Consider the following 24,484-nt stretch of genomic DNA (forward strand, 5'->3'; position numbering starts at 1 on the left):
CCGGCCATGAATCTCGTTCTCCGCTTCGCTGCCGTGCTGCTGGCCGCCGCGTGCGTCACCCCGGTCGTGGCGCGCGCGGACGCCCGGCCGCCGGTGCGGATCGGCGTGCTGGCCTGGCAGGGGCACGAGGAGGCGGAGGTGCGCTGGGCGTCGCTGATGAACCAGCTCGAGGACGCACTTCCGGGGCGTCAGCTGGTGTTGCGGCACTTCGACCTGGACGGGGTGGCGGCGGCGCTCGGCGCCGGCGAGCTGGATTTCGTGGTCACCAACCCGGGGCATTACGTCTTCCTCGAGGCCGAGCGGGGCGTCAGCCGTCTGGCCACCCTGGTTGCGGATACGCAATCCGATCCCAATCACGTGGTCGGCTCGGCGGTGGTGGTGCTGGACGAGCGGCGCGACATCACCACCCTCGCGCAGCTCAAGGGGCACGCGCTGGCGGCGGTATCGCCCGACGCCTTCGGCGGGTATCAGGTAGCGTGGGGCGAGTTGCGCCGTCTGGGGCTGGACCCGGAGCGGAATCAGCCCCGAGCGGTGTTCACCGGTTTTCCCATGTCGCGGGTGGTCGAGGCGGTGCTCAACGGCGAGGCGGACGCCGGCGTGCTGCGGGCCTGCCTGCTGGAACGCCTGGAGCAGGCGGGCACGCTGCGCCCGGGGCAGCTGCGCGTGCTGTCGCCGCAGCCCGACGTCCGCCCGTGCCGGGTGTCGTCCCGCCTGTATCCGGGCTGGGCCTTTGCCGCCGCGCGGGGGACACCCCCGGCCCTGTCGCGGGACGTGCTGGTGGCCCTGCTGTCGCTGCGGCCCGACGCGGCGGGCCAGTCGTGGAGCGTGCCGGCCGATTACCACCCGGTGCATGAGCTCCTGCAGACCCTGCAGATCGGCCCTTACGCCTTCCTGCGCGAAACCGCCTGGACCTCCCTGTGGGAGCGCTACTGGCCGTGGGTCTGCGCGCTGCTGCTGACCCTGCTGGCCTGGGGCGCTTACACCCTGCGCGTGGAACAGCTGGTGCAGCGGCGCACCCGCGAGCTGACGCAAGCCATGGCGGCCCGCGAGCGCCTCGAGGCGCAGGTCCGCGAGGGACAGCAGCAGATGGATCACCTGTCGCGTCTGTCGATCCTCGGCGAGCTTTCCGGCACCCTGGCCCACGAGCTCAATCAGCCCCTGGCAGCCATCGGCAACTATGCCCGCAGCCTGCTGCGCCGGCAGGCCGGCGGCACGCTCGCCCCCCAGGCCCTGTGTCAGGCGGCCGAGGAGATCGCCAGCGAGGCCGAGCGCGCGGCGGGCATCCTCGGTGGCATCCGCGCGTTCGCGCGCAAACGCCAGGGCTTGCGCGAAGCGCACGACGTGGCCGTGCTGGTGGGCGAGGCCGACCGCCTGCTGCGCGGCATGCTTCCCGGCGTGCCCGGGGTGACGCTCCACACCGCGCTGGCAGAGGCCGAGCGGCGGGTGTGGGTCGATCCGCTGCAGATCCAGCAGGTGCTGCTCAACCTGTTCAAGAACGCCTGGGATGCCCAGCAGGCCGCCGGCTGCGAGACGCCCATCGATGTGACGCTGACGCACGATGGCGACCGCTGCGTGGTGGCCATCCGCGACCACGGCGCGGGCCTGCCGCCCGCGCTGCAGGCCCGGCTTTTCGATGCCTTCTTCACCACCAAACCCGACGGCCTGGGCTTGGGCCTATCCATCTGCAAGACCATCGTCGAAGCCCACGGTGGCGTGATCGTCGCCGACGCGGCCACGCCCGGCATGGTCTTCCGACTCACCTTGCCACTTGCCGACGCCCCGCCTGCCGCCCCCCGAGAACCCTCATGACCGCCGCTCCCGATCTGCCCGTCATCCACGTCGTGGACGACGAAGCCCCGTTCCGCCGCTCCCTGCTGTTCCTGCTCGAATCGGTGGGCTGGCAGGCGGTCGGGCACGAATCCGCCGAAGCCTTCCTCGCTGCCGCGCCGGCCTTTCCGGCCGCTGGCGGCTGCCTCGTGCTCGACATCCGCATGCCGCGGGTCAGCGGCCTGGAACTGCAGCGGCGCCTGCTGGCGGCCGGCTCGTCGTTCCCGGTGATCTTCATGACCGGGCACGGCGACGTGGAACTGGCCGTCCAGGCCATGAAGGACGGTGCGCTGGAGTTCCTGCAGAAACCGTTCAAGGATCAGGTCTTCCTCGACATGGTCGAGCGGGCGGTGCAGGTGAGCCTCGAGCGCGACGCCGCCCGGCGCCGCCACCAGGGGGCGCGGGACGCCCTGGACCGCCTGTCGGCCCGCGAGCGGGAGGTGGCCCGCCTGCTGGCCCTGGGCCTCGCCAACAAGGAGATCGCGCGTCAGCTCGGCATCAGCGACAACACCGTGCACGTGCATCGTCAGCATGTGATGGACAAGACCGGCACCGGCAGCGCCGCCGACCTGGCCCGCCTGATCCTGCGGGCCGACCCGACGGGGCTCGACTAACCGGTTTCGGTTATTGCGCTAGCCCGATGTCCGGATAGGCGCGACCGGGGCCGCTCCCTAGACTTGTACCCACACAAGCAGTAGGGAGAAACCACCATGAACCGCAGTGCCACGGGTCGGCGCCTTCGCCGCTGGGCCTCGGGTCTCGCCCTGACGGGCGCGGCCTTTCTTGTGTCGACCGGCGCGCCGGCACGGGCGGCTGCCGCCGCCGACCTCGCCATCGAACGCGGCCGCTACCTCGCCCAGGCCGGCGACTGCATCGCCTGCCATACCGCCGACAAGGGGGCCCCGATGGCCGGCGGGCGGGCGCTGGAGACGCCCTTCGGCAAGCTCTACGCCACCAACATCACCCCCGACCGGGAGACCGGCATCGGCACGTACAGCTTCGCGCAATTCGACCGGGCGATGCGCAAGGGCATCGCCGCCGACGGCCACAACCTCTATCCGGCGATGCCCTACCCGTCGTACGCCAGGATGACGCCGGACGACATGCAGGCGCTCTATGCCTACCTAATGCAGGGCCTCGCCCCGGTGAAGCAGGCCAACAAGCCTTCGGCGATGCGCTGGCCCTTCAACATGCGCTGGGGCCTGTCGCTGTGGAACTGGGCCTTCCTCGACGCCACGCCGTTCAAGCCCGACCCGCAGAAAGACGCGGTCTGGAATCGCGGCGCCTACCTGGTCCAGGGGCTCGGGCACTGCGGCGCGTGCCACACGCCCCGTGGCATCGCCTTCCAGGAGAAGGCGATGGACGAGCGCGGCGATAAGGGGCGCAGCTTCCTCGCCGGCGAGACCGTCGAGCACTGGCGCGCCCTCAGCCTGCGCGGCCTGTGGACCGTGGACGACACCGCGCTCTTCCTGAAAACCGGCCAGAACCGCTTCGCCGCGGCCTCCGGCAACATGGCCGACGTCATCCTGCACAGCACCCAGCACCTCCGGGACGACGACCTGCGCGCCATCGCCACCTACCTCAAGGCCCTGCCGCCGGGCGACAAGGCGCTCCCGCCCCCGGCGGTGCCGCGCAAGGTGGTGGCCGGCGGCCTGCCCGACACGCTTTACACCAGCCGCGGCGGCCTGGGCTACGTGCAGTTCTGCGTCGACTGCCACCGCCAGGACGGCCGCGGCGTGCCCAAGGTCTTTCCGCCCCTGGCCGGCAACCCGACCGTGGCCGCCAAAGACCCGGCAACTCTGCTCCACATCATCCTCACCGGCGGGCAGACGGTGGCCACGGCGGCCCATCCGCGCGCCTTCGCAATGCCGGGCTTCGCCCGCCTGAAGGACGCCGAACTGGCCGAGATCCTCACCTTCGTGCGCGACAGCTGGGGCAACGGCGGAGCGCCGCTCAGCGCCGGTCAGGTGAGCCGGATGCGCGCTGCGCTGGACCCCAAGACCGACTCCAGCGCCTTCGAAACCCCGCGCCTCGCCGACATGCTCGGCAGTCCGAACGCCCAGCAACTGTTGCGCGGCATGCGCCTGCATCTCGAGACCCGGGATCTGCTGCCCCAGCACGTGGGCAACGCCCTCAACTGCACCAGCTGCCACCTCAACGCCGGCACCGTGGCCGACGGCTCGCCCTTCGTCGGCGTGTCCGCCTTCTTTCCCAGCTACGCCCCTCGCGCCGGCCGGGTCATCACCCTGGAAGACCGCATCAACGGCTGCTTCAAGCGCTCGATGAACGGCACGCCCCTGCCGCCCGCCTCGCCGGACATGAAGGCGATGGTGGCCTACTTCGACTGGATGAAGCGCGAGACCAAGCCCGGCGACAAGGTGGCGGGGCGCGGCGTCGGCAAGATCGACCCGCAGATCCGGCCCGATCCCGAGAACGGCAGGAAGATCTACGCGGCTCAATGCGCCGTCTGCCACGGCAACGACGGAGAAGGCCTGCGCCAGGCCGACGGCCGCTACGTCTACCCGCCGCTGTGGGGCGACGCCTCCTTCAACATCGGCGCCGGCATGGCCCGCACCTACACCGCCGCCGCCTTCGTGAAGCGCAACATGCCCATCGGCTTCCACGGCAAGTTCCCCCTCGGACAAGGCGGGTTGTCGGATCAGGAGGCGGTGGACGTCGCCGAATACTTCAGTCACCAGCCGCGTCCCGACTTCCCCGACAAGGTGAAGGACTGGCCGAAGGACAAGAAGCCCGCCGACGCGCGCTACTGAACCTGTCCCGCCCCGCATCGCCGGGGCGGCACGACAACCAGAAATCGTTCGAGCCCCGCGCTGTCTTCTACCGGAGCGCCCGGCGCAGTCCTGCGCCCCGCTGTGGGACATGCCCGAGATAAAGAACGGATTCGCGCACCCGCACGGGACGGGCTTCCCGATTTCGACCGTGGCCTATACGAGATCAAACCCTGCCCATCCTCGACCTGCCGGAATCCGATGTGGAGCGGGCGATGGGAATCGAAAACGTCGAGTAGCTCGGATTGGGTTACGCAACTTTTATTACAAGTGGCTGAAAATAAAGCTGCTTTCTTGCAGTGCGGTGTCGCATCACGGCCCTCGCCAGGCCCCGCATCTGGATCTGATTGGACTGGCTTTGACGCCGCTGCGACCAGAAGGTGACCAGACAGTCGGGCCCGCTGTGTCCCTCAGGCGACCTCCGCCACCAGGCTGATGCGCTGCGCGGTTGCTTGATCGTCAGCGCACTCCGGGGTGACAGCCTGCGCTCTATCCCGTGTCCGGCTTGAACCGCGCGCAGATCAGTGCGTCTCGTCGCCCCTTTTCTGCGATGCCTGAACAGTTGCGAGCGGAAGAAACAGCGTCAATGGCGTGTCTGGCAGCGGGATGAAGCCGTGGTGTCGGTAGAAGGTGGCAGCCGTGTCATCCTTGGCATCGACCATCAGGGCGTAGGCCGCAATCTCCGACCGGATTGCCCGCTCCAGCGCGTCGGCCAGCAGCGCACCGCCCAGTCCCTGCCCAGTGAAGGCTTCATCGACCGCCAGGCGCCCCATGCGAACGGCCGGCACGGTTGGGTTGCGGGGCAGCTTCTTGCCGAGGCTCGCGGGCAGGTCGGACAGCCGCAGGCTTGCCGACGCCAGGGTGTAGTAGCCGGCGATGCGCTGCTCACCGGTCAGCGCCACGAAACACGCCGCGACGCGGCGCCGGATGTCTTGAGTGACTTGCTCTCGCAGATAGCGGTCGAGCGCAGCGGAACCACAGCGGAATTCCTTGCGCTCATGGGCCGCATCGAGCGGCGCGACGCGGAAGGGGGCACCGCTCATTCGGCCTGCAGGAGCTTGCGACGGCGCTCAAAGGCACGATCCAGGGCCGGAGCGGACTGGGGCGGCGACAGCAGCGCCTGAGCAAAGCACTCCTGGTCTGCCAGCGAAAGCCGGACGACCTCGGCCTGCTCGATGGCGCGCTGGGCGGCGTCCTGCACGGCGGCAACCACGAAATCGGTCATGGTTCGCCCCTGTAACTCCGCGGCGCGCTTGAGCATCGCGTGCAGGTCGGTGCTGATGCGGGCTTCAAGCCGGGCGGTGGTGTTGGCTGTGGGCATGGCGTTGTTTCTCCTTTGGTCAATTATACGGCAGATTGCCGTACGGCTCTTCTGTCTGCGCGATTCCAATCCGCCCAACGGCTGTTGTCCAACGTCCACCTCAGGAATTCTGGCCGGGCATCCCTTTGATGGCGTGGAACAGGGTAAACCGCGCGGTGGTGATCAGCTTTACCACCTCCGCTGCGCGCGCCAGTTGGCGGCCTCGCTGGAAGAAATCGTCTTCGCTGCCTGTTTTGATCGTCAGCTCGCTCATTGCAATCCTCCCAGATGATCCAGCCCTGCTCGAAGCGCTCTTCGATGGCTTCGACGCCCACGAGGCCCGCAGGCCACACCCCCTGAAGCAAGGACGGCAGCTCCGCTCCATTCAATGCTAAAGACATTTTTTATGTTACAAAGCCAATCCGGTAGATGATAATGTCAACTCGTGTCATGCCGTCAGCCTGCAAGCTCAACCCACCCTCGGAGCCTCGCCCATGTCCCAGGATCTCGTCTCCCTCCAGTTCGCCCCCGCCGATTTCGACGCCGTCGACAGCGCCCTCGCGGTGCTCGAAGCCAAGCTTGAGGCCCTCGTCACCCTCTCCGCCGAAGACCGCCGCAAGACCATCAAGATGGGCGACAAGTCCGAGGTCTTCTGCCGCCAGACCGAGCTGGTGCTGCGCCAGAACCCCGGCATCGTGCCCTCCAATTTCGATCTCGCCGGCCTCCAGGAAGACCTGGTCGCCCTCGACGCCCTGCGTCCGCGCCTGCAGCGCCTGCGTGCCCTCACCGATCGGGCCGATGATACCGAGCTGGCCCTCGGCAGCGACATCCTCTGCGCCTCCCTCGACGGCTATGCCCTGGCCAAGGTCGGCGGCAAGGGCACCGCCCTCGACACCCTCAAGGACGCCATGCAGACCCGCCTCTCCCGCAAGCCGCGCAAGCCGGGCACCCCAACCGCCTGACCCTCTCCCCTGGCTGCCCCGCTACACGCGGGCGGCCTCTCCGGCCTCTTGCCTTCCTCCGGCGCCACCTAAACGCCGCATCCCGTCCGATCCGCATCCCCGAGCACGCCCGAAGTGCTCGCGAGCAGCCCCGCGCTGGTCGCGAGGAGCCTGGCGCTCGTCCCAAGCGCCCCCGAGATCCTCGCGAGGCGCTGGGAAGTTCTCGCGAGAAACCCAAAGCGCGTCGCGAGCAGCGCCACCGTGCTCGGAAGGAGCTCGGCCCTTGTCGCGAGCAGCTCGAAGGTGCTCGCGAGGAGCAAAAAGCGCGTCGCGAGCAAATCCGGGCTCATCAGCCTCGACATGCGGCCGTGGGCCAGTGGCGAGGAATTCGACTCGGCCCGGACCACGCTCGATGCGTGGCGGGTCAGGCAAATCGGAACGAATGGCTGCAAATTGCCCGGAATCTTCTGCAATAGAGGTGAAGGCAGCCGCGTATCTCCAATAGAATATTCGTCGAACATCAATAAACAAGCGGCGAGCGCAGAAGAAGCGATGACTCCGGAGTCTCTGGCCAGAATCGAGATCGACAGTCGGCTGGAGAAGGCCGGCTGGATCGTGCAGGATCTGAAGAAGCTCGACCTGTCGGCGGGTTTGGGCATCGCAGTGCGCGAGTACCCCACCGATACCGGGCCGGCGGATTACGTGTTGTTCATTGCCCGTAATGCGGTGGGCGTGATCGAAGCCAAGCGGGACAGCGCCGGTGAGAACCTGACCGCCACCGAGGCCCAGACCGAACGTTACGCCTCCGCCCGGCTCAAGTGGCGCAAGGGTGACACCCCCTTGCGCTTCCTGTTCGAGGCCACCGGCCAGATCATCCGCTTCACCGACGGCGCCGACCCGGCCCCGAGATCCCGCGAAATCTTCCACTTCTTCAAGCCCGAGACCCTGGCCACCTGGCTGGCGCAGCCGGACACCCTGCGCGCGAGGCTCGCCGGGCAGATGCCCGCGCTGCCCGCAGAGAACCTGCGCGACTGCCAGATCAGCGCCGTCACCGGGCTGGAGAGGTCGCTGGCGCGGGGCAAGCCCCGGGCCCTGGTACATATGGCTACCGGCGCGGGCAAGACCTTTACCGCCATCACCTCGGTCTATCGCCTGCTCAAGTTCGGCGGCGCGAAGCGCATCCTGTTTCTGGTGGATACCCGCAACCTCGGCAAGCAGGCCCACCAGGAATTCATGGCCTACACGCCGCCCGACGATGGCCGCAAGTTCACCGAGCTCTACAACGTGCAGCGGCTCGCCTCGCCCAGCATCGACCCGCATTCGCAGGTGTGCATCAGCACCATCCAGCGCATGTACTCCATCCTCAGCGGCGAGCCGATCGACGAGTCGGCCGAGGATGTCTCGCTCAACGAAGTCCAGCAAACTGCAAAGCAGGAAAAGCTCGTCCGCTACAACCCGGCTGTGCCGGTCGAGACCTTCGACTTCATCATCATCGACGAGTGCCACCGCAGCATCTACAACCTGTGGAAGCAGGTGCTCGACTACTTCGACGCCAGCCTGATCGGCCTTACCGCCACCCCCGACAAGCGCACCTTCGGCTTCTTCAACGAGAACATCGTCGCCGAATACACCTACGAGCAATCGGTGGCCGATGGTGTCAACGTCGGCTATGACGTCTACACCATCGAAACCGAGATCACCCAGAAAGGCGCCGCGCTGAAAGCCCGCGAATGGGTGGACCACCGCGACCGCCAGACCCGCAAGCGGCGCTGGGCCCAGACCGAGGACGACACCGCCTACACCGGCAAGGAACTCGACAAGTCGGTGGTCAACCCGAGCCAGATCCGCCAGGTGATCCAGGCCATGAAGACCGCCGTCGAGACGCAGATCTTTCCGGCCCGCAAGGAGACGCCCAAGACGCTCGTCTTTGCCAAGACCGACAGCCACGCCGACGACATCATCAACATCGTCCGGGAGGTGTATGACCAGGGGAACGCCTTCTGCAAGAAGGTCACCTACCGCGCCGAGGAAGACGCCGACAGCGTGCTCAGCAGCTTCCGCAACGACTACAACCCGCGCATCGCCGTGACCGTGGACATGATCGCCACCGGCACCGACGTGAAGCCGCTCGAAGTGCTGCTGTTCATGCGCGACGTACGCAGCCGGGGCTACTACGAACAGATGAAAGGCCGCGGCGTGCGCAGCCTCGATGGCGATAGCCTCAAGCGCGTCAGCAACAGCGCCGACGGTGCCAAGACCCGCTTCGTGCTGATCGACGCCGTGGGCGTAGAGAAATCCCTCAAGACCGAAAGCCGGCCGCTGGAAAAGAAGCCCGGCGTGCCGCTCAAGGACCTGCTGCAAGGCGTGGCGATGGGCAGCCGCGACGACGACACCGTGCTCTCCCTCGCCAACCGGCTGGTACGCCTTGCCAAGCAGCTCGACCCCAAGGCCCAGGCCCGCATCGAGCACGCCAGCGGCGGCATTCCGGTGGGCGAACTCGGCAAGCGCCTGATCGCCGCACTCGACCCGGACGCCATCGTGCAAGCCGCGCTGGCTACCGCCAAGGCTGCAGGCATCACCCGCAGCGAGGACACCCTGCTGCCCGAGGAGATCGAGGCCGCCCGCGCGCAGCGCGTGGCCGCCGCCTGCGCGCCCTTCGACAAGCCCGAACTGCGCGACGAGATCGAGAACGCCCGCCGCGAGCGCGAGCAACTCATCGACCACATCAACACCGATCAGGTGGTCTTCTCGGGCTTTGCCGAGCAAGCCGAGGAAGAGGCCAGGGCCTTGATCCAGGGCTTTGCCGACTACATCCAGCAGCACAAGGACGAGATCGCCGCGCTGGATTTCTTCTACCAGCAACCTTACCAGCGCCGGGCGCTGACCTTCGAGATGATCGAAGACCTCCACGCCCACCTCGCCCGGCCGCCGCTGATGCTCACCACCGAGCGCCTGTGGAGCGCCTACGCCCGCGTGCACAGCAGCCAGGTGAAGGGCGCCGAGCGCAAGCGCCAGTTCACCGACCTGGTCTCACTGCTGCGCTTTGCGCTGGGGCTGGACGGCGAACTCAAGCCCTTCGCCGACGAGGTGGATAAACGCTTCCAGGCCTGGATCTTCCGGCACAATGCGCGCCGCGCCACCGCCTTCACCCCCGAGCAGACCGAATGGCTGCGCCTGATGAAGGACCACATCGCCAGCGCCTGCGCCATCCATCGGGATGACTTTGACTACGCGGAGCTGGCCGACAAGGGCGGACTGCAGAAGGCCTGGGGGCTGTTCGGCAAGGAACTGGATACGTTGATGGATGAGATGAATGTGGAGTTGGTGGCGTGAGGGTGATGGATGTAGTTGCCACGCTGGGAGAGTTGGCGGATGAGCCAGTGGAGCAAACAGGGCCACGCAGTGATTTCGTTTACATCGATATCAGCAGCATTGACCGGGAGAGAAAAACGATTGCCGATCCCAAGTCCTTGGCGCTATCGCTGGCTCCCAGCCGGGCAAAGCAGGTTCTGAAAGCAGGGGATGTTCTAGTTTCCTTGACTCGCCCGAACCTGAATGCCGTCGCACTTGTTCCCGAGCATCTTGACGGAGCCATTGGCTCCACAGGGTTTCATGTTCTTCGGTCGCGTTGGCTACAACCAAAATTTTTGCTTGCGCTGGTGCAATCGCAGGACTTTATCGATGCAATGTCCGCTCTCGTTCAGGGCGCTCTTTATCCTGCTGTCAGACCTCGGGACGTCGCCGCGTATCGTTTTGTATTCGAGACGCCACGACAGCAAACCCGCATCATCGCCAAGCTCGAAGAACTGCTCTCCGACCTCGACGCCGGCGTGGCCGAGCTGAAGGCGGCGCAGAAGAAGCTCGCCCAATACCGCCAATCCGTGCTGAAAGCCGCCGTCGAAGGCGAGCTCACCGCCGAATGGCGCCAGCACAACCGCCCCGCCGAGACCGGCGCACAACTGCTGGAGCGCATCCTCACCGAGCGCCGCGCCCGCTGGGAAGCCCGGCAGCTCGCGAAGTTCGAGGCGCAAGGCAAGACCCCGCCGAAGGGCTGGCAGAAGAAATACCCCGAGCCGGTGCAGCCGGATACCGCCGAGCTGCCGGAATTGCCGGAGGGGTGGGTGTGGGCGAGCTTGAACGCACTAATAGATGACGGCCCCCAGAATGGCCTCTATCTGCCGCGGGAGCTTTACGGCCGGGGCGTTCCTATGCTTCGGATTGATGATTACCAAATTGGCTGGCACCGTTCTCGCTCCGGTCTGAATCTGGTAAATGCCAGCGCGGAGATTGTCGCGCTGTATTCACTGCGAGCCGCAGACTTGGTTATCAATCGCGTCAATAGCATGTCGCACCTGGGCAAGTCCTTAAGGATCAGCGAGGCGCTGGATGGAGTGTTATTCGAGTCCAATATGATGCGACTGAGATTGTCTGGTCATGTTGCAGTGGATTATGTTTCGTTGTATCTGGGTTCTGATGTTGGCCGGCAGCGTCTGACAAAAAATGCCAAATGGGCAGTCAACCAAGCCAGCATCAACCAGCAGGATGCAAAGCGCACTCCGATTCCTTTGCCGTCCCAGTCTGAGCAAATCGTGATCGCCGATACTTTGCAAGCTCAACTTGAAGCGGCTGCTTCGCAGCTGAAAGCCATTGAGCTTAGCCTCCACCAATCCACCGCCCAACGCCAGAACATCCTCCGCGCCGCCTTCTCCGGCCAGCTGGTGCCCCAAGACCCCGCCGACGAACCGGCCGGCGTGCTGCTCGAACGCATCCGCGCCGAGCGACAGAATCACCCCCTTTCGGGTAAAAGGAAGAAATCCGTTACCCGATCGCCCAAGGAAACAAGATGCTGACGCGCCTCGAGATAGATGGATTCAAGACCTTTGAAAATGAAACGGTCGATCTGACGCCATTCACGGCGGTCGTCGGCAGCAACGCGGCCGGCAAGAGCAACCTGTTCGATGCCATCCAACTGCTGTCCAATCTTGCGACCCGCGATGTTGCGGAGGCTGTCAAGGACATGCGGGGCGAACCCCTGGAGTTGTTTCGCCAGACGCCATCCGGACGCTCACGCCGGATTCGGCTTGCTGCCGAAGTGCTGGTCGATCCCGTGGTGCGCGACCCCTGGGGGAGCGAGGTCAAGCTCACCCACACCCGAATGCGCTACGAGGTTACGCTGGAGCGACGCGAAACACGTCCCGGTATCGAACGCATCCAAGTCGCGCATGAAGCCGTCTTGCCCATCCTGCGCAAGGAGGATCAATGGGCGAAAGCCATGCGCCCGTCGAAGCCATTTCGTTCTGCATACCTCAAGTACGTACGCAGTAAGCCCTGGCTGACGACTGAAGCGCGACCCGAGGGGGTGACTTTCGATATCCATCAGGACGGCAAGCAGGGCCGTAACCGTCCTGCCAGCGCAGCCGAAGCCACGGTGTTGTACAGCATCACCAACGCAGAATTTCCGCATCTTTTTGCGCTACGCGAGGAAATGCGCCATTGGCGGTTGCTGCAGCTCGACCCCGCGCTGTTGCGCAAGCCGGTACCTGCCACCGCATCCGACGTTCTGAACGCTGATGGCTCCAACCTTGCGGCTGTCCTGGCTCAACTCAAGGCGGAAACCCAGTCGCCGTCTCGTCCCAACGGCGTGCTCAGCGATATCGCGGCAGAACTGAACAATCTGATTCCTGGCGTCACTCGACTGCATGCCGAGTTGCACGATGCCAGCCGCGAGTACCGCATTGAACTGACGATGCGTGACGGTCTGCCGTTCTCATCGCGGGTCATTTCGGACGGCACGCTGCGAGTGCTGGCGCTCCTGACGCTGTTGCATGATCCGCGGCACCGCGGGCTGATCTGCTTCGAAGAGCCGGAAAATGGCGTACATCCGGCACGCGTCAAGCTTCTGGTCCAGCGTCTCCGCGACATGGTCATCAGTCCGGGCAATTTCGCTGACGACGATGATGTCGCGCCGCTCAGCCAATTGTTGCTCAACAGCCATTCTCCGGTGGTGTTGTCCGCGTTGCTCGACAAGGATCTCCACCCCATCGAGGGGGCGATTCTTTTTGCCGACACGTCGTCGGTGAGCGATCCCGAACACAAGGAGGTTCGCCGTAAGACGCGCCTGCGCCCCGTTCGGCCCCGCGCCCAAGGCGATCTGTTCGAACTCGCCGCTACGCCGCCCTGCTATGTGTCCGACTTCGAGGTCAAGACCGTGCTTGAGACCGCGAGCTCGGAGGCTTGACGATGCAATATCTTGGTCTTGCTCTCTACGCGGAAGGTCCGACTGACTACTATTTCCTCCGACCCCTGTTACAGCGTCTGTGTGAAGACCTGTGCGCGAATGAAGCGCGCGGCCCGGTGGATGTAAGTGAAGTCCTCGCCTTGAATCATCCGGAATCTAGCGATGCTGAGCCTCGCGAGCAGCGCATTCTCGCGGCGGCACTGCTTGCTCAAGGAGCGTGGAAAATTGTTTTCGTGCATGCGGATGGGGCAAATGATCCGAGAGGCGCCCGGCAAGAGCAGGTGGAGCCTAGCCTCGAATTGCTGCGTGATGCGTTCAAGGATGAGGGGGTCGGCGTCGCTGTTGTTCCCATTCGGGAAACGGAAGCGTGGGCGATTGCTGACGGTGACGCAATCCGGTCTGTATTTGGCTCGGACTTGAGCGATCGCGATCTTGGCCTCCTAGGCCGCCGGGGGGCGGAAACGCTTGCTGATCCCAAAGCCATCCTTTTGGGCGCCTTCCATGCCACAAATCCTACCGGGCGACGCCGCAAGCAAGGTACATCCCCATACCTCAATAGTCTTGGTGAGGCGATATCACTGAGTCAGCTGCGTGAACTGGCCGCCTTCAGCACGCTGGAAAATGATTTGAAAGCTGCGCTTCGAACGCTCCGGATTCTTCGCTGATATGGGGATAGAGCCGGTCGCCGGCAGGAGACCAGGGTCAGTCCTCGAGCTCAGGCGTCATGTGCCGCAATAGGCGTGATTTACTCGACGGGTATGTTATGCCCGCCGTAATGGACCGAAAATGAACACCTCCTCCCTCATCCAGAAAGTCTGGAACTTCTGCCACACCCTGCGCGACGACGGCGTGGGCTATGGCGACTATCTGGAGCAGCTCACCTACCTGCTGTTCCTCAAGCTGGCCCATGAATACGCGCAGGAACCCTACAACCGCGACACCCGCATCCCCGCGGGCTACGACTGGGCGAGCCTGCGCGGCAAGACCGGCGAGCCGCTGGAGGCCCACTATCTGGCGATCCTGCACAAGCTGGGCACGGAGTCCGGCATGCTGCGCGCCATCTTCTTCAAGGCGCAGAACAAGATCCAGGACCCGGCCAAGCTGGCGCGCCTGGTGCAGATGATCGACGCGGAGAGCTGGATCGGGCTGGATGCCGATACCAAGGGCGACCTCTACGAGGGCCTGCTGCAGAAGAATGCGGAAGACACCAAGAGCGGCGCAGGGCAGTACTTCACGCCCCGGGCGATCATCCAGGCAATGGTGGCCTGCGTGCAGCCCCAGCCGGAGAAGACCATCGCCGACCCGGCCTGCGGAACCGGCGGATTCTTCCTGGCGGCCAACGAATGGCTGTCGGGTTCCGGGCAATGGCTGAAGGAACACGCGGAGTGGCTGCGCAGGGACCTGCTCAAGCTGAACCCGAGGCAGAAGCGTTTCCTGCGCGAACAGACCTTTCACGGCAACGAGATCGTGCCCAACACGCGTCGTCTGTGCCTGATGAACCTGTTTCTGCACAACATCGGCGAGCTGGACGGCGAGCCCTCGGTGGAGCGCGCCGATGCGCTGATCGCCGAGCCGAAGATCAAGGTGGATTACGTGCTGGCCAACCCGCCCTTCGGCAAGAAGAGCAGCATGACCATCACCACCGAGGAGGGCGAGGAAGACCGCGACGCGCTCACCTACGAACGGCAGGACTTCTGGCAGACCACGTCCAACAAGCAACTCAACTTCCTGCAGCACATCGTGAGCATGCTGAAGGTGGACGGCAAGGCCGCGGTGGTGCTGCCAGACAACGTGCTCTTCGAGGGCGGCGCCGGCGAGAAGATCCGCCGCAAGCTGTTGGAGAACTGCGATGTGCACACCATCCTGCGGCTGCCTACCGGCATCTTCTACGCCCAGGGGGTCAAGGCCAACGTGGTGTTCTTCGACAACGCACCGAAGGACGGGCGGGTGCATACGCAGGGCGTGTGGTTCTACGACCTGCGCACGAACAAGCACTTCACCCTCAAGACCCGTCAGCTGAGGTTGGACGACCTGAAGGATTTCGTTGCCTGCTACAACCCCGAAAACCGGCATGCGCGCAAGGAAACCGAGCGTTTCAAGTTCTTTTCGTATGATGAACTGGTCGCCCGTGACAAGGCGAGCCTGGACATCTTCTGGCTGAAGGACGACAGCCTGGAAAACCTGGACGACCTGCCACCCCCGGACGTGTTGCAGCAGGAAATCATCGAGCACCTTGAGGCTGCGCTGGCCGCGTTCCGTGATGTGGCATCCGGCCTGCCGAGTTTTGCGCGGGCTGAAGGCGGGAAGTGAATTCGGTGGTGCGCGAGTGGTGGGCCTTGTCACGGCCCAACCTTGATGTGGCTTGATCGGGCTCTACCCACCTCCGACCAGACATCGACCAGGCAACAAAAAAGCCAACCTTGCGAGGTTGGCTTTTTCTTTTGCAGATCAACGACCTGCCGGGATCCGATGTGGAGCGGGCGATGGGAATCGAACACGTGGGTCATGGGGGATCAAGCCGCCACCCAGATCCGGCAACGCTCTGAAAATACAGCAGTTTAATATTTCATCAAAGAAACCCAACCTCAAGCTTCATCGGCCCTATCTACTACCTGATTTGACTGGCTTGGATTCCGCTGTGACCAGAAGGTGACCAGACGTTTCCGAAGGTCGGCACCCGACCCACAAGAGACGTCCAGCACCTGAATGGCCCGAAGACAGTTTTCCGAGTCAAGCTGTCACCCCGAAAGGCAGCGTTGCGGAGCTGTGAACCTAAATCCGGCAGTTACCCCACTTCGTTTGCTGCCTGATCATGCAAACGGGGTGGGGTAACTGCCGGATTTAGGCTGATTGGACAGCGGCGGAACGCCCATCGCGTGCGTGGGTGGCACGTTCGGCTTGTCGTGGCTGTGATCAGCCGGGTTGTGACCGTGTTGGTGGGGGCTGCCCTCGTCCTCGAAGTCATCATGGCTATGACCATGATCGTTTTGATCCGTGGCCGCCCCAGTATGCGCGTGTGTAGTCGCACGCAAGGGTGCGTGCGACAGGGATGTTGCGCTCGAGAACGCGAACAGGGCATGCGAGAGCATCAGCAGCCCAACCAACACTCTCGCCAGCGCGCGGGCGATCCTTTTCGAGAAGATAGAGGTGGCCAGAAGAAAGGTCATGTCGGGTCGGGTTCGGGCAGGCGGGGAGCCTTTCGCGATCCGTGGCCGGTTTATACGGGAGTCGGATTCAATACGGCAATTCGGCAACACTCGGAAACGAGCGCGGGCAAAAGGGTGTTCCGGCACCTAGCGCCAGGTGGATGGATCGCCTGGTTCGGATGCCCCTCAGTGCAGCTTCACCTGCGGCTCGGTGCGCCGCGTCAGCGTGCGCGCCAGGGTGTCCAGGATGACCTTGGCCCAGCCGTGTAGCGCCAACTCGTGCATCTTGTAGAGCGAGGTGTACATCAGCTTGGCGTACCAGCCCTCGATGAACAGGTCGCCGCGCACCAGGCCGCCCATCATGTTGCCGACGGTGCTGAACTTGCCGAGCGAGACGAGCGAGCCGAGGTCGCGATAGTGGTAGTCCTGCAGCGGCTTGCCGTCGAGGCGGCTGCGGATCTGCTTGAACAGGTGCGAGGCCTGCTGGTGCGCGGCCTGGGCGCGCGGCGGGACGAAGCCGTTCTTCTCCGGCCACGGGCAGGCGGCGCAGTCGCCCATGGCGAAGATGTCGGCATCGAGCGTGGTCTGCAGGGTCTGGCGCACCAGCAACTGGTTGAGGCGATTGGTTTCCAGGCCGTCGAGGCGGGTGAGGAATTCGGCGGCCTTGACGCCGGCTGCCCACACGGTCAGCTCTGCCGGCAGCATCGAGCCGTCGGCCAGGCGCACGCCGTCGGCGAGCACCTCCGCGACCTTGGCGCCGGTATGCACGTCGACGCCGAGCTTGCGCAGCAGGCGCTCGGTGGCGCGCGACAGGCGCTCGGGCAGGGCGGGCAGCACGCGCGGCCCGGCTTCGATCAGCACCACCTTGATGTCACGCTTCGCGTCGACCCGGTCGAGTCCGTAGGCCATGACCTGGCGCATGGTGTGGTGCAGCTCGGCCGACAGCTCGACGCCGGTCGCGCCGGCGCCGATGATCGCGACCTTGAGCTGTTCCGGGCGCAGCGGCGCCTGCTGCGCCTGTGCGCGCGCACAGGCATGCACCATGCGCGTGTGGAAGCGGCGCGCGTCGGCCGCGGTCTCGAGCTTGAGCGCATATTCGCGCACCCCGGGGGTGCCGAAGTCGTTGCTCTGGCTGCCCACCGCGATGACCAGGGTGTCGTATGGGAACGAGCGTGCCGGGGTGACTTCGCGCCCCTTGCGGTCGGCGAACGGCGCTACCTGGACCTCGCGCCGGATGCGGTCGATGCCGGTCATCTCGCCGATGCGGAAGCGGAAACCGTGCCGATGAGCATGGGCGAGATAGCCGACCTCGTGGTCGCCGATATCCATGCTGCCGGCTGCGATCTCGTGCAGCTTGGGCTTCCAGACGTGGCTTTGCTTGCGCTCGATCAGCGTGATCTCGGCCTTGCCCTGGCGCCCGAGCGTATCGCCCAGGCGGGTGGCAAGCTCGAGACCGCCGGCGCCACCGCCGACGATGACGATGCGGTGAGGGGCGCTGGTCTTGCTCTGATTCATCGGTTCATCATCCTGTGGTCGGGAGCAGGCGCAGTGAGGGGGCGCTGGCTGTGCGGTGCCCCGGCGCTCACATGCCCTGATAGATCGGCCCCTCGCCGCCCTGCGGGACCACCCAATTGATGTTCTCGGTCGGGTCCTTGATGTCGCAGGTCTTGCAGTGCACGCAGTTCTGCGCATTGATTTGCAGGCGCGGGCCGGCCTCGGCCTGGACGATCTCGTACACCCCTGCCGGGCAGTAGCGCTGCTCGGGGGCGTCGTACTTCGCCAGGTTGAGGCTGATCGGCACCGAGGCGTCCTTCAGCTTCAGGTGGCAGGGCTGCTCTTCCTCGTGGTTGGTGTTCGACAGAAACACCGAGGACAGGCGATCGAAGGTGAGCACGCCGTCGGGCTTGGGGTAGGCGATCTTGGCGCACTCGGCCGCAGGCTTGAGCTGGTCGTGGTCGGCGCTGTTGTGCAGCGTCCACGGCACCTTGCCCTTGAACAGCACCTGGTCGATGCCGAACAGCAGCGTGCCCAGATACAGGCCCCGCTTCATGTAGGGCTTGAAGTTGCGCGTCTTGTGCAGCTCGGCATGCAGCCACGAGGCCTCGAAGGCGGCCGGATAGGCCTCGAGCGCGTCGCGCTGGCGGTCCTTGCCGAGCGCCTCGAACGCGGCCTCGGCGGCGAGCATGCCGGACTTGATCGCGGCGTGGCTGCCCTTGATGCGCGCGGCGTTGAGGAAGCCGGCGTCGTCACCGATCAGGCCGCCGCCCGGGAACACCAGCCTGGGCAGGCTCTGCAGGCCGCCGGCGGCGATCGCGCGTGCGCCGTACTGCAGGCGTTTTCCGCCCTCGATGTGCTTGCGCACCTCGGGGTGGGTCTTCCAGCGCTGCATCTCCTCGAACGGCGACAGGTGTGGGTTCTCGTAGTTGAGGCCGACCACGAAGCCGAGCGCCACCAGATTGTCCTCGAGGTGGTAGATGAAGCCGCCGCCGTAGGTGGCGTTATTCATCGGCCAGCCGGCCGTATGGACGACCAGGCCGGGGCGATGCTGCTCGGGCTTGACTTCCCACAGCTCCTTGATGCCGATGCCGTAGGTCTGCGGATCGACGCCGTCGCGCAGGTTGAACTTCGCCTCGAGCTGCTTGCCCAGATGCCCGCGACAGCCTTCGGCGAACAGCGTGTACTTGGCGTGCAGCTCCATGCCGGGCTGATGGTGCGGGCCGGGGGTGCCGTCGCGGTTCAGGCCCATGTCGCCGGTGGCGACGCCCTTCACCGCGCCACTCTCATCGAACAGGATCTCGGCGCCGGCAAAGCCCGGATAGACCTCGACGCCCATGGCTTCGGCCTGTTCGCCGAGCCACTTCACCACATTGCCCAGGCGCACGATGTAGTTGCCGTGGTTGACGAAGCAGTCGGGCAGCAGGCGGTTGGGGGCCTGGCGGGCGCCGGTCTCGGACAGGAACAGCACCTTGTCCTCGGTGACTTCGGTGTGGAGCGGGGCGCCCTGTTCCTTCCAGTCGGGGAAGAGTTCGGTCAGCGCCTGCGGGTCCATCACCGCGCCCGACAGGATGTGGGCGCCGATCTCGGCGGCCTTCTCGATCAGGCACACGGAGATGTCCTGGCCCTTGGCCTCGGCCAGTTGCATGAGCTTGATCGCAGCCGACAGCCCGGCGGGGCCACCGCCGACGATCAGCACGTCGAATTCCATCGACTCGCGCATGGTTCGATACTCCTTTGGCGGGGTCCTGACCTGGGCGATCATGACCCGCAATACGACGTCAAGAAAACGGCTCGGAAAGCAGTGCTTTGCCCAACCGGAACGGCTCGATAACTCACAGGGGAGGAAGATGAGATCTATCGAACCCGATGGAAGCGAGAACGCGAGGTCCGATCAGGCAAGGATGGATGTCAGCTCCGGCACGACCTGGAACAGATCGCCCACCAGGCCATAGTCGGCCACCTGGAATATCGGCGCCTCGGGGTCCTTGTTGATCGCCACGATCACCTTGGAGTCCTTCATGCCGGCCAGGTGCTGGATCGCGCCCGAGATGCCGACCGCAATGTAGAGCTGCGGGGCGACGATCTTGCCGGTCTGGCCGACTTGGTAGTCGTTGGGCACGTAGCCCGCATCGACCGCGGCGCGGCTCGCGCCGAGCGCGGCGCCGAGCTTGTCGGCCAGCGGCTCGAGCAGCTGGTGGTAGGCGTCGCCGCTACCCAGGCCACGACCGCCGGAGACGATGATCTTCGCGGCGCCGAGTTCGGGGCGCGCGCTCTTGACGATCTCGCGGCTCACGAGCGCGGTCACGCCCAGGTCGGCCCCCGCGGCGACCGCCTCGATGGCGGCGGCGTTACCTTCGGCGGCAGCGGCATCGAACGCGGTGGTGCGCACGGTGATGACCTTGACCGCATCGGCGCTCTTCACGGTGGCGAGCGCATTGCCGGCGTAGATCGGGCGCACGAAGGTGTCCGCGGCCTCGACGGCGACGATGTCGCTGATCTGCGCCACGTCGAGCAGCGCGGCCACGCGCGGCAGCATGTTGCGGCCGGCCGGGGTGGCCGGGGCGAGCACGTGGCTGTATTCACCGGCCAGACCCTTCACCAGCTCGGCCACGTTTTCCGCGGTCTGGGACTCGTAGTGCGCGGCGTCGCACACCCGCACCTTGGCCACACCGGCCACCTTGGCGGCGGCTTCGGCCACCGCGCCGCAGCCGGCGCCGGCCACCAGCACGTGGACGTCGCCACCGAGCTTGCTGGCCGCGGTTACGGCGTTGAGGGTCGAGGCCTTGAGCGCCTGGTTGTCGTGTTCGGCAATGACGAGAATGGCCATGATCAGATCACCTTCGCAACGTTCTTGAGTTTGTCGACCAGTTGGGCCACGTCGGCCACGCGCTCGCCGGCGCTGCGCTTGGGCGGCTCGGCGACTTTCAGCGTGGTCAGGCGAGGCGCCACATCGACGCCGAGGTCGGCCGGCTTGACGGTGTCGAGCGGCTTCTTCTTCGCCTTCATGATGTTGGGCAGCGTGGCGTAGCGCGGCTCGTTCAGACGCAGGTCGGTGGTGACCACCGCCGGCAGCTTGATCGACAGGGTCTCGAGGCCGCCGTCGATCTCACGCGTCACCTGCGCCCTCATTGCGTACCCTCGTCCGCGAGCGTGACCTTCGAGGCGAAGGTCGCCTGCGGCCAGCCCGCCAGCGCGGCGAGCATCTGGCCGGTCTGGTTGGCGTCGTCGTCGATCGCCTGCTTGCCACAGATGACGAGATTCGGCTGCTCCTTGTCGCACACCGCCTTGAGCAGCTTGGCCACGGCCAAGGGCTGCAGTTCGACGTCCGACTCGACCAGGATGGCGCGGTCGGCGCCAATCGCCAGCGCCGCACGCAGCGTCTCCTGGCAGGCGTTGACGCCGCAGCTCACGGCCACGACTTCGGTCACCACGCCCGCTTCCTTCAGGCGCACGGCTTCTTCCACCGCGATCTCGTCGAAGGGGTTCATCGACATCTTGACGTTGGCCAGATCCACGCCGCTGCCATCGGCCTTGACGCGAACCTTGACGTTGTAGTCCACAACGCGTTTGACCGGGACCAGAATCTTCATGAGTCATCCTCCTTGTTATTGGCGCCGACTGGCGCGCCTGTAGCTTGTTGTTTCGCCATGCATGCGAAGCCCACCGAGTCGAGTTGCTCGATCTGGGCCCCGCGTGTGTCATTTGCAAACCGGCCGGCATCGGCTGCATCGGACCCGGCAGCTGCCCCCTTCCCAAGCTGTGCGGCTTGCAATCGGAAGCGGTTGAGCGAGCAGCCGGATGTCCCGGTCTTCAGAAGGTAGCGCCGACGGCGAGGGTGAAGAAATCCCGGTCCTTCGCGAAGTTGTATCGACCGCCCCAGATCGGCGTCCAGGATGCCTCCACGAAGAACCGTTTCTTCACGTCCGCCTGCAACGCAACGATCGCCAAACGCCGTCCCTCGATGAAGAGCGAGTCGTAGGACCAGCCCTTCACGTCATGGCCAAAGGTGATGGACGGCTTGAGATCCACGCCATCGAAGACATTGCCATATACGGAAGATGCCCTCAGGCGGTAGCCCCAGGATAGCGCCGAGGCGTAGCCGTCGTTGCTGCACTGCGCAGCCGTCGCTCCAGGCAAGCACACGCCGTCGACCGGACCCTGCCCGTAGAGATCGGAGCGAACGTAGCGCCGCTCGCTCACGTCCGGCAGGTCGTGGATGTACTTGACGCCGACTTCGCCCGCCAGGGTGAAGTCGCCGCCCAGCACCTTGCCGAACGGCCTGGACGCACCGGCGCTGAATTGGCTCATCTTGAGGCGGTCGTAGCCGTGGTAGACACCGCCCGCCGGCGTCGCCGCTGCATCGGCCCGGAGCAGGCTCGGGGCGGTGTTTGACACGAATGCCGAGAGCAGATCCGCGGTCGCCAGCTGGATCGTCTGGTTGGGACGGTAGGTATATTCGGCGAAGATCCGGGTCTGGTCAGGCAGACGCGTCTTGAAGTTCAGCCCCCAGACCTTCACGTCTTCCGGATATTCAACGAAGTACTGCACATTCTTGCCGTCGGGGTCGCCCGGAATGAACGGGGTGGTCCGTGACGACTTGATCACGCTGACCGCGAGCCGGCGGCTGTGATAGTTGGCGAAATAGGCGCCGAACTGCCCCAGGTTCTCGGCGAGATAAGTCACGCCGACGCCATATTGGCCGCCGTCCGAAGGATCCCTGTCCGCCCCGCGCTTGACGACCAGACCAAGTGCCTCGGCTCGTGCATCGTTGACCGTCACAGGCGCGACGACGACCTGGTTGCAGCCCGCAGTCGCGTAGTCGACAAATGAACCGAAGGTGCCGCAACCCGGTAGTTCATTGGGGCGGAAGCCGAACTGGTAGAACGCCTCGATATTGGTGTTTTTGTTCAGGCTCAACTTGGCGAAGGCCGCCGGAATCGGAATCCGGGTCTCCTCGGGAACCGCGCCGGCGCGCAGGCGCGCAGGATTGTCGATGGGATTGATCTGCTCCAGGCCGCCCAGAATCGTACCCGGGGAGCCCCAATCAATGGTCTGATAGCCGATCCGGGTGAACAGGGATTTGCCGTCCAGGTCGAAGTCGCCGTAGACGTTGGCCTTCAAGTCGGCCCCCGAGAAACGTCCGAGGCGACTGAAGCCCTTGTCGCTGAGGGGTTTGTCGGCGGCGTAGCCGTTCGGTGCATTGCCGTGCGGGACGCTGTCATCTTCAAGGGCGAAGTCGTGCCAGGCCTTGAGGCGCACAAACATCCCCAGGTTCCTGTACTTCAGGTCGGCATCGAGCACCGCCTTGAGCACGGTCGAGGTCTGGTCGCCACGCCCGTAGTTCAGTTCGCCGTCGTCATTGTTGGTGCCGCCCCTCGCCTTGCCGTTGACCCCCACTACAACGCCGCTGCCGTGCGGCACCAGTTCGGAATCACGGTCATCCGCGCGGATGATGGTGCCGTAGGCAATCGTCCCCTTGGTGACGACCGTCACCTCGCCGAATTGGGTTGCCTGCGGCGTCGCGACGCTGGGCACCCCGGCGGTGAGCTCGGCCCCCTGTACCGAGCCCATGAGGCAAGTTTGTGTAACCACGGCGCTCACCAGAAAGCGGATCGAGGACGGGCGCAACTGGCCGCGAACGCCGTTTGCAGTCGTCATGGTTGCCCGCGCAGCCCCTTGCGCAACGGCACCTATTGCTTGCGCAATACCTTGCACCGGCCATCCTCGCGAGGGGCGTGCAACAGGGTCTTGATTAGCAGCGGGATAGGCAAGGCACTTGGTTCGCGTGGGGGACTTGTCGATGAAATTTTCCGTCACGTCATGCTCCTTTGGTCGATGTCGCCTGAATTGGCGGTCTTGTCGTGAGTTCTTCTTGTAATGCGAGTGTCGATCCGACAGCTCGGGCTCCCCGTGCAAGGGCTTGGGAATGGGGCTTTCGAAATCGGCCGCGCAGGAAAAGAACCCATCCAGCACCTGTGCCGGATGGGCAAATCGCCAGCGGAGGGAGAGGGGGGGCCCCGCTGGTCGAAACCGCGTGATTACGTCGCGGAAGGGCTCTGTCTCATTCGAACAATGCGTCGCCAGTGCCCCGGATGGCCGCGTCGCCGGCCATTGCCACCTTGCTCCAGGCCTCGGCCTGCGTCAGCAGTTGGTCAGCGTAGAAGCGGGCAGTGGCGATCTTGTTGCGATAGAAACCCTGGTCGCCGGCTTCCCTGTCGAGGCGGTCGGCGGCAGCCAACGCCGCCCTGCCCATCATCCAGCCGCCGCAAACGAGGACGGCAAGATTGAGGTAGGGAGCGGCCGCGGTCAGGACGGCCGAAACGTCCGACCTGACGTTGCCCATTACCCACTCGGTGGCTTCGGACCAGGCCTGCTTTGCGCCCAGCAGGTGCCCGCCGATGGCGCGCAGTTCGGGCCGGTCGGAAGCCAGCAGGTCGTTGGCCGTGCCCTGCACCTCGGAGAAGACGACTTTGGCGGTGGCGCCCTGGTCGCGCATCAGCTTGCGGAAGATCAGGTCGTTGGCCTGGATGCCGGTGGTGCCTTCATAGATCGTCGTAATGCGGGAATCGCGCCAGTGCTGTGCGGCGCCGGTCTCCTCGATGAATCCCATGCCGCCGTGCACCTGGATGCCGAGCGAAGTGACCTCGACCGCCATCTCCGTGCCACCGCCCTTGACCACGGGAATCAGCAGTTCGGCCAGGAACAGGTCGCGCTTCTTCTGCTCCGGGTCGGTGCCGGCGTGCGCA

19 protein-coding genes and 1 pseudogene are annotated in these 24,484 nt (G+C 65.2%); 9 read left to right on the plus strand and 11 right to left on the minus strand.

Going from position 1 to position 24,484, the window contains the following annotated elements; genetic code table 11:
• Positions 1-6: 6 nt before the first annotated feature.
• The 3 genes from ACE3P2_RS06260 (at position 7) to ACE3P2_RS06270 (ending at position 4,598) form a co-directional block, all read left to right on the plus strand.
• Positions 7-1,809, plus strand: a complete 1,803-nt coding sequence (locus ACE3P2_RS06260) for a PhnD/SsuA/transferrin family substrate-binding protein (protein WP_374262259.1) — start codon at positions 7-9, stop codon at positions 1,807-1,809.
• Positions 1,806-2,441, plus strand: a complete 636-nt coding sequence (locus tag ACE3P2_RS06265) for a response regulator transcription factor (RefSeq protein ID WP_374262261.1) — start codon at positions 1,806-1,808, stop codon at positions 2,439-2,441. Before ACE3P2_RS06260 ends, ACE3P2_RS06265 begins: the two co-directional genes overlap by 4 nt.
• Before the next feature lie 96 nt (positions 2,442-2,537).
• Complete coding sequence (locus ACE3P2_RS06270; RefSeq protein WP_374262263.1) at positions 2,538-4,598, plus strand: c-type cytochrome; 2,061 nt, start codon at positions 2,538-2,540, stop codon at positions 4,596-4,598.
• Positions 4,599-5,137: 539 nt separating this feature from the next.
• Here the strand turns inward: ACE3P2_RS06270 and ACE3P2_RS06275 are convergent.
• The 3 genes from ACE3P2_RS06275 to ACE3P2_RS06285 form a co-directional block, all read right to left on the minus strand.
• Positions 5,138-5,659, minus strand: coding sequence for a GNAT family N-acetyltransferase (locus tag ACE3P2_RS06275; RefSeq protein ID WP_374262265.1), 522 nt, complete (start codon positions 5,657-5,659; stop codon positions 5,138-5,140).
• A complete protein-coding gene (locus ACE3P2_RS06280) occupies positions 5,656-5,937 on the minus strand; it encodes a DUF1778 domain-containing protein (protein ID WP_374262267.1) in 282 nt (93 codons plus the stop codon). Before ACE3P2_RS06280 ends, ACE3P2_RS06275 begins: the two co-directional genes overlap by 4 nt.
• A 100-nt stretch (positions 5,938-6,037) precedes the next feature.
• Positions 6,038-6,190, minus strand: coding sequence for a hypothetical protein (locus ACE3P2_RS06285; RefSeq protein WP_374262270.1), 153 nt, complete (start codon positions 6,188-6,190; stop codon positions 6,038-6,040).
• 220 nt (positions 6,191-6,410) lie between these two features.
• Here ACE3P2_RS06285 and ACE3P2_RS06290 point away from each other — a divergent pair, with 220 nt between their 5' ends.
• Complete coding sequence (locus ACE3P2_RS06290; protein ID WP_374262272.1) at positions 6,411-6,878, plus strand: hypothetical protein; 468 nt, start codon at positions 6,411-6,413, stop codon at positions 6,876-6,878.
• A gap of 68 nt (positions 6,879-6,946) precedes the next feature.
• Here the strand turns inward: ACE3P2_RS06290 and ACE3P2_RS06295 are convergent, their stop codons facing one another.
• Entirely contained in the window at positions 6,947-7,378 is a 432-nt protein-coding gene (locus tag ACE3P2_RS06295; protein ID WP_374262275.1) for a hypothetical protein, read from the minus strand.
• Between the two features lie 31 nt (positions 7,379-7,409).
• Here ACE3P2_RS06295 and ACE3P2_RS06300 point away from each other — a divergent pair, with 31 nt between their 5' ends.
• From ACE3P2_RS06300 to ACE3P2_RS06320, 5 genes are all read left to right on the plus strand, one after another.
• Complete coding sequence (locus tag ACE3P2_RS06300; RefSeq protein ID WP_374262278.1) at positions 7,410-10,190, plus strand: type I restriction-modification enzyme R subunit C-terminal domain-containing protein; 2,781 nt, start codon at positions 7,410-7,412, stop codon at positions 10,188-10,190.
• Between the two features lie 5 nt (positions 10,191-10,195).
• Complete coding sequence (locus ACE3P2_RS06305) at positions 10,196-11,707, plus strand: hypothetical protein (RefSeq protein WP_374262281.1); 1,512 nt, start codon at positions 10,196-10,198, stop codon at positions 11,705-11,707.
• Positions 11,701-13,095 carry an AAA family ATPase gene (locus ACE3P2_RS06310; protein WP_374262284.1) on the plus strand — a complete coding sequence of 465 codons (1,395 nt, stop codon included), beginning with the start codon at positions 11,701-11,703 and terminating at the stop codon, positions 13,093-13,095. Before ACE3P2_RS06305 ends, ACE3P2_RS06310 begins: the two co-directional genes overlap by 7 nt.
• A 2-nt stretch (positions 13,096-13,097) precedes the next feature.
• Entirely contained in the window at positions 13,098-13,760 is a 663-nt protein-coding gene (locus tag ACE3P2_RS06315) for a hypothetical protein (RefSeq protein ID WP_374262287.1), read from the plus strand.
• Positions 13,761-13,881: 121 nt separating this feature from the next.
• Positions 13,882-15,405, plus strand: a complete 1,524-nt coding sequence (locus tag ACE3P2_RS06320) for an N-6 DNA methylase (protein ID WP_374262289.1) — start codon at positions 13,882-13,884, stop codon at positions 15,403-15,405.
• A gap of 500 nt (positions 15,406-15,905) precedes the next feature.
• On the opposite strand, the gene ACE3P2_RS06325 is transcribed toward ACE3P2_RS06320, so the two are convergent.
• From ACE3P2_RS06325 to ACE3P2_RS06355, 7 genes and pseudogenes are all read right to left on the minus strand, one after another.
• On the minus strand, positions 15,906-16,262 hold the full coding sequence (locus ACE3P2_RS06325; RefSeq protein WP_082047670.1) for a hypothetical protein: 357 nt from the start codon (positions 16,260-16,262) through the stop codon (positions 15,906-15,908).
• A 165-nt stretch (positions 16,263-16,427) separates the two neighbouring features.
• Positions 16,428-17,756 carry an NAD(P)/FAD-dependent oxidoreductase gene (locus ACE3P2_RS06330; RefSeq protein ID WP_374262292.1) on the minus strand — a complete coding sequence of 443 codons (1,329 nt, stop codon included), beginning with the start codon at positions 17,754-17,756 and terminating at the stop codon, positions 16,428-16,430.
• A 67-nt stretch (positions 17,757-17,823) separates the two neighbouring features.
• Positions 17,824-19,458 (minus strand): electron transfer flavoprotein-ubiquinone oxidoreductase, encoded by a 1,635-nt coding sequence (locus ACE3P2_RS06335; RefSeq protein ID WP_374262295.1) that lies wholly within the window; start codon positions 19,456-19,458, stop codon positions 17,824-17,826.
• 171 nt (positions 19,459-19,629) lie between these two features.
• Positions 19,630-20,565 (minus strand): electron transfer flavoprotein subunit alpha/FixB family protein, encoded by a 936-nt coding sequence (locus tag ACE3P2_RS06340; RefSeq protein WP_374262297.1) that lies wholly within the window; start codon positions 20,563-20,565, stop codon positions 19,630-19,632.
• A gap of 2 nt (positions 20,566-20,567) precedes the next feature.
• Positions 20,568-21,328 (minus strand): annotated as a pseudogene (locus ACE3P2_RS06345) (electron transfer flavoprotein subunit beta/FixA family protein).
• A gap of 220 nt (positions 21,329-21,548) precedes the next feature.
• A complete protein-coding gene (locus ACE3P2_RS06350) occupies positions 21,549-23,396 on the minus strand; it encodes a DUF1302 domain-containing protein (protein WP_374262299.1) in 1,848 nt (615 codons plus the stop codon).
• A gap of 403 nt (positions 23,397-23,799) precedes the next feature.
• A partial coding sequence (locus tag ACE3P2_RS06355) for an acyl-CoA dehydrogenase (protein ID WP_374262302.1) occupies positions 23,800-24,484 on the minus strand: 685 nt, incomplete at its 5' end.

The sequence above is a fragment of the Zoogloea sp. genome, assembly GCF_041911615.1.
GTDB lineage: Bacteria > Pseudomonadota > Gammaproteobacteria > Burkholderiales > Rhodocyclaceae > Zoogloea.

Coding starts and splice junctions, on each gene's coding strand:
- ACE3P2_RS06260 (WP_374262259.1), top strand. CDS start 7: ATGAATCTCGTTCTCCGCTTCGCTGCCGTGCTGCTGGCCGCCGCGTGC.
- ACE3P2_RS06265 (WP_374262261.1), top strand. CDS start 1,806: ATGACCGCCGCTCCCGATCTGCCCGTCATCCACGTCGTGGACGACGAA.
- ACE3P2_RS06270 (WP_374262263.1), top strand. CDS start 2,538: ATGAACCGCAGTGCCACGGGTCGGCGCCTTCGCCGCTGGGCCTCGGGT.
- ACE3P2_RS06275 (WP_374262265.1), bottom strand. CDS start 5,659: ATGAGCGGTGCCCCCTTCCGCGTCGCGCCGCTCGATGCGGCCCATGAG.
- ACE3P2_RS06280 (WP_374262267.1), bottom strand. CDS start 5,937: ATGCCCACAGCCAACACCACCGCCCGGCTTGAAGCCCGCATCAGCACC.
- ACE3P2_RS06285 (WP_374262270.1), bottom strand. CDS start 6,190: ATGAGCGAGCTGACGATCAAAACAGGCAGCGAAGACGATTTCTTCCAG.
- ACE3P2_RS06290 (WP_374262272.1), top strand. CDS start 6,411: ATGTCCCAGGATCTCGTCTCCCTCCAGTTCGCCCCCGCCGATTTCGAC.
- ACE3P2_RS06295 (WP_374262275.1), bottom strand. CDS start 7,378: ATGTTCGACGAATATTCTATTGGAGATACGCGGCTGCCTTCACCTCTA.
- ACE3P2_RS06300 (WP_374262278.1), top strand. CDS start 7,410: ATGACTCCGGAGTCTCTGGCCAGAATCGAGATCGACAGTCGGCTGGAG.
- ACE3P2_RS06305 (WP_374262281.1), top strand. CDS start 10,196: ATGGATGTAGTTGCCACGCTGGGAGAGTTGGCGGATGAGCCAGTGGAG.
- ACE3P2_RS06310 (WP_374262284.1), top strand. CDS start 11,701: ATGCTGACGCGCCTCGAGATAGATGGATTCAAGACCTTTGAAAATGAA.
- ACE3P2_RS06315 (WP_374262287.1), top strand. CDS start 13,098: ATGCAATATCTTGGTCTTGCTCTCTACGCGGAAGGTCCGACTGACTAC.
- ACE3P2_RS06320 (WP_374262289.1), top strand. CDS start 13,882: ATGAACACCTCCTCCCTCATCCAGAAAGTCTGGAACTTCTGCCACACC.
- ACE3P2_RS06325 (WP_082047670.1), bottom strand. CDS start 16,262: ATGACCTTTCTTCTGGCCACCTCTATCTTCTCGAAAAGGATCGCCCGC.
- ACE3P2_RS06330 (WP_374262292.1), bottom strand. CDS start 17,756: ATGAATCAGAGCAAGACCAGCGCCCCTCACCGCATCGTCATCGTCGGC.
- ACE3P2_RS06335 (WP_374262295.1), bottom strand. CDS start 19,458: ATGCGCGAGTCGATGGAATTCGACGTGCTGATCGTCGGCGGTGGCCCC.
- ACE3P2_RS06340 (WP_374262297.1), bottom strand. CDS start 20,565: ATGGCCATTCTCGTCATTGCCGAACACGACAACCAGGCGCTCAAGGCC.
- ACE3P2_RS06350 (WP_374262299.1), bottom strand. CDS start 23,396: ATGACGACTGCAAACGGCGTTCGCGGCCAGTTGCGCCCGTCCTCGATC.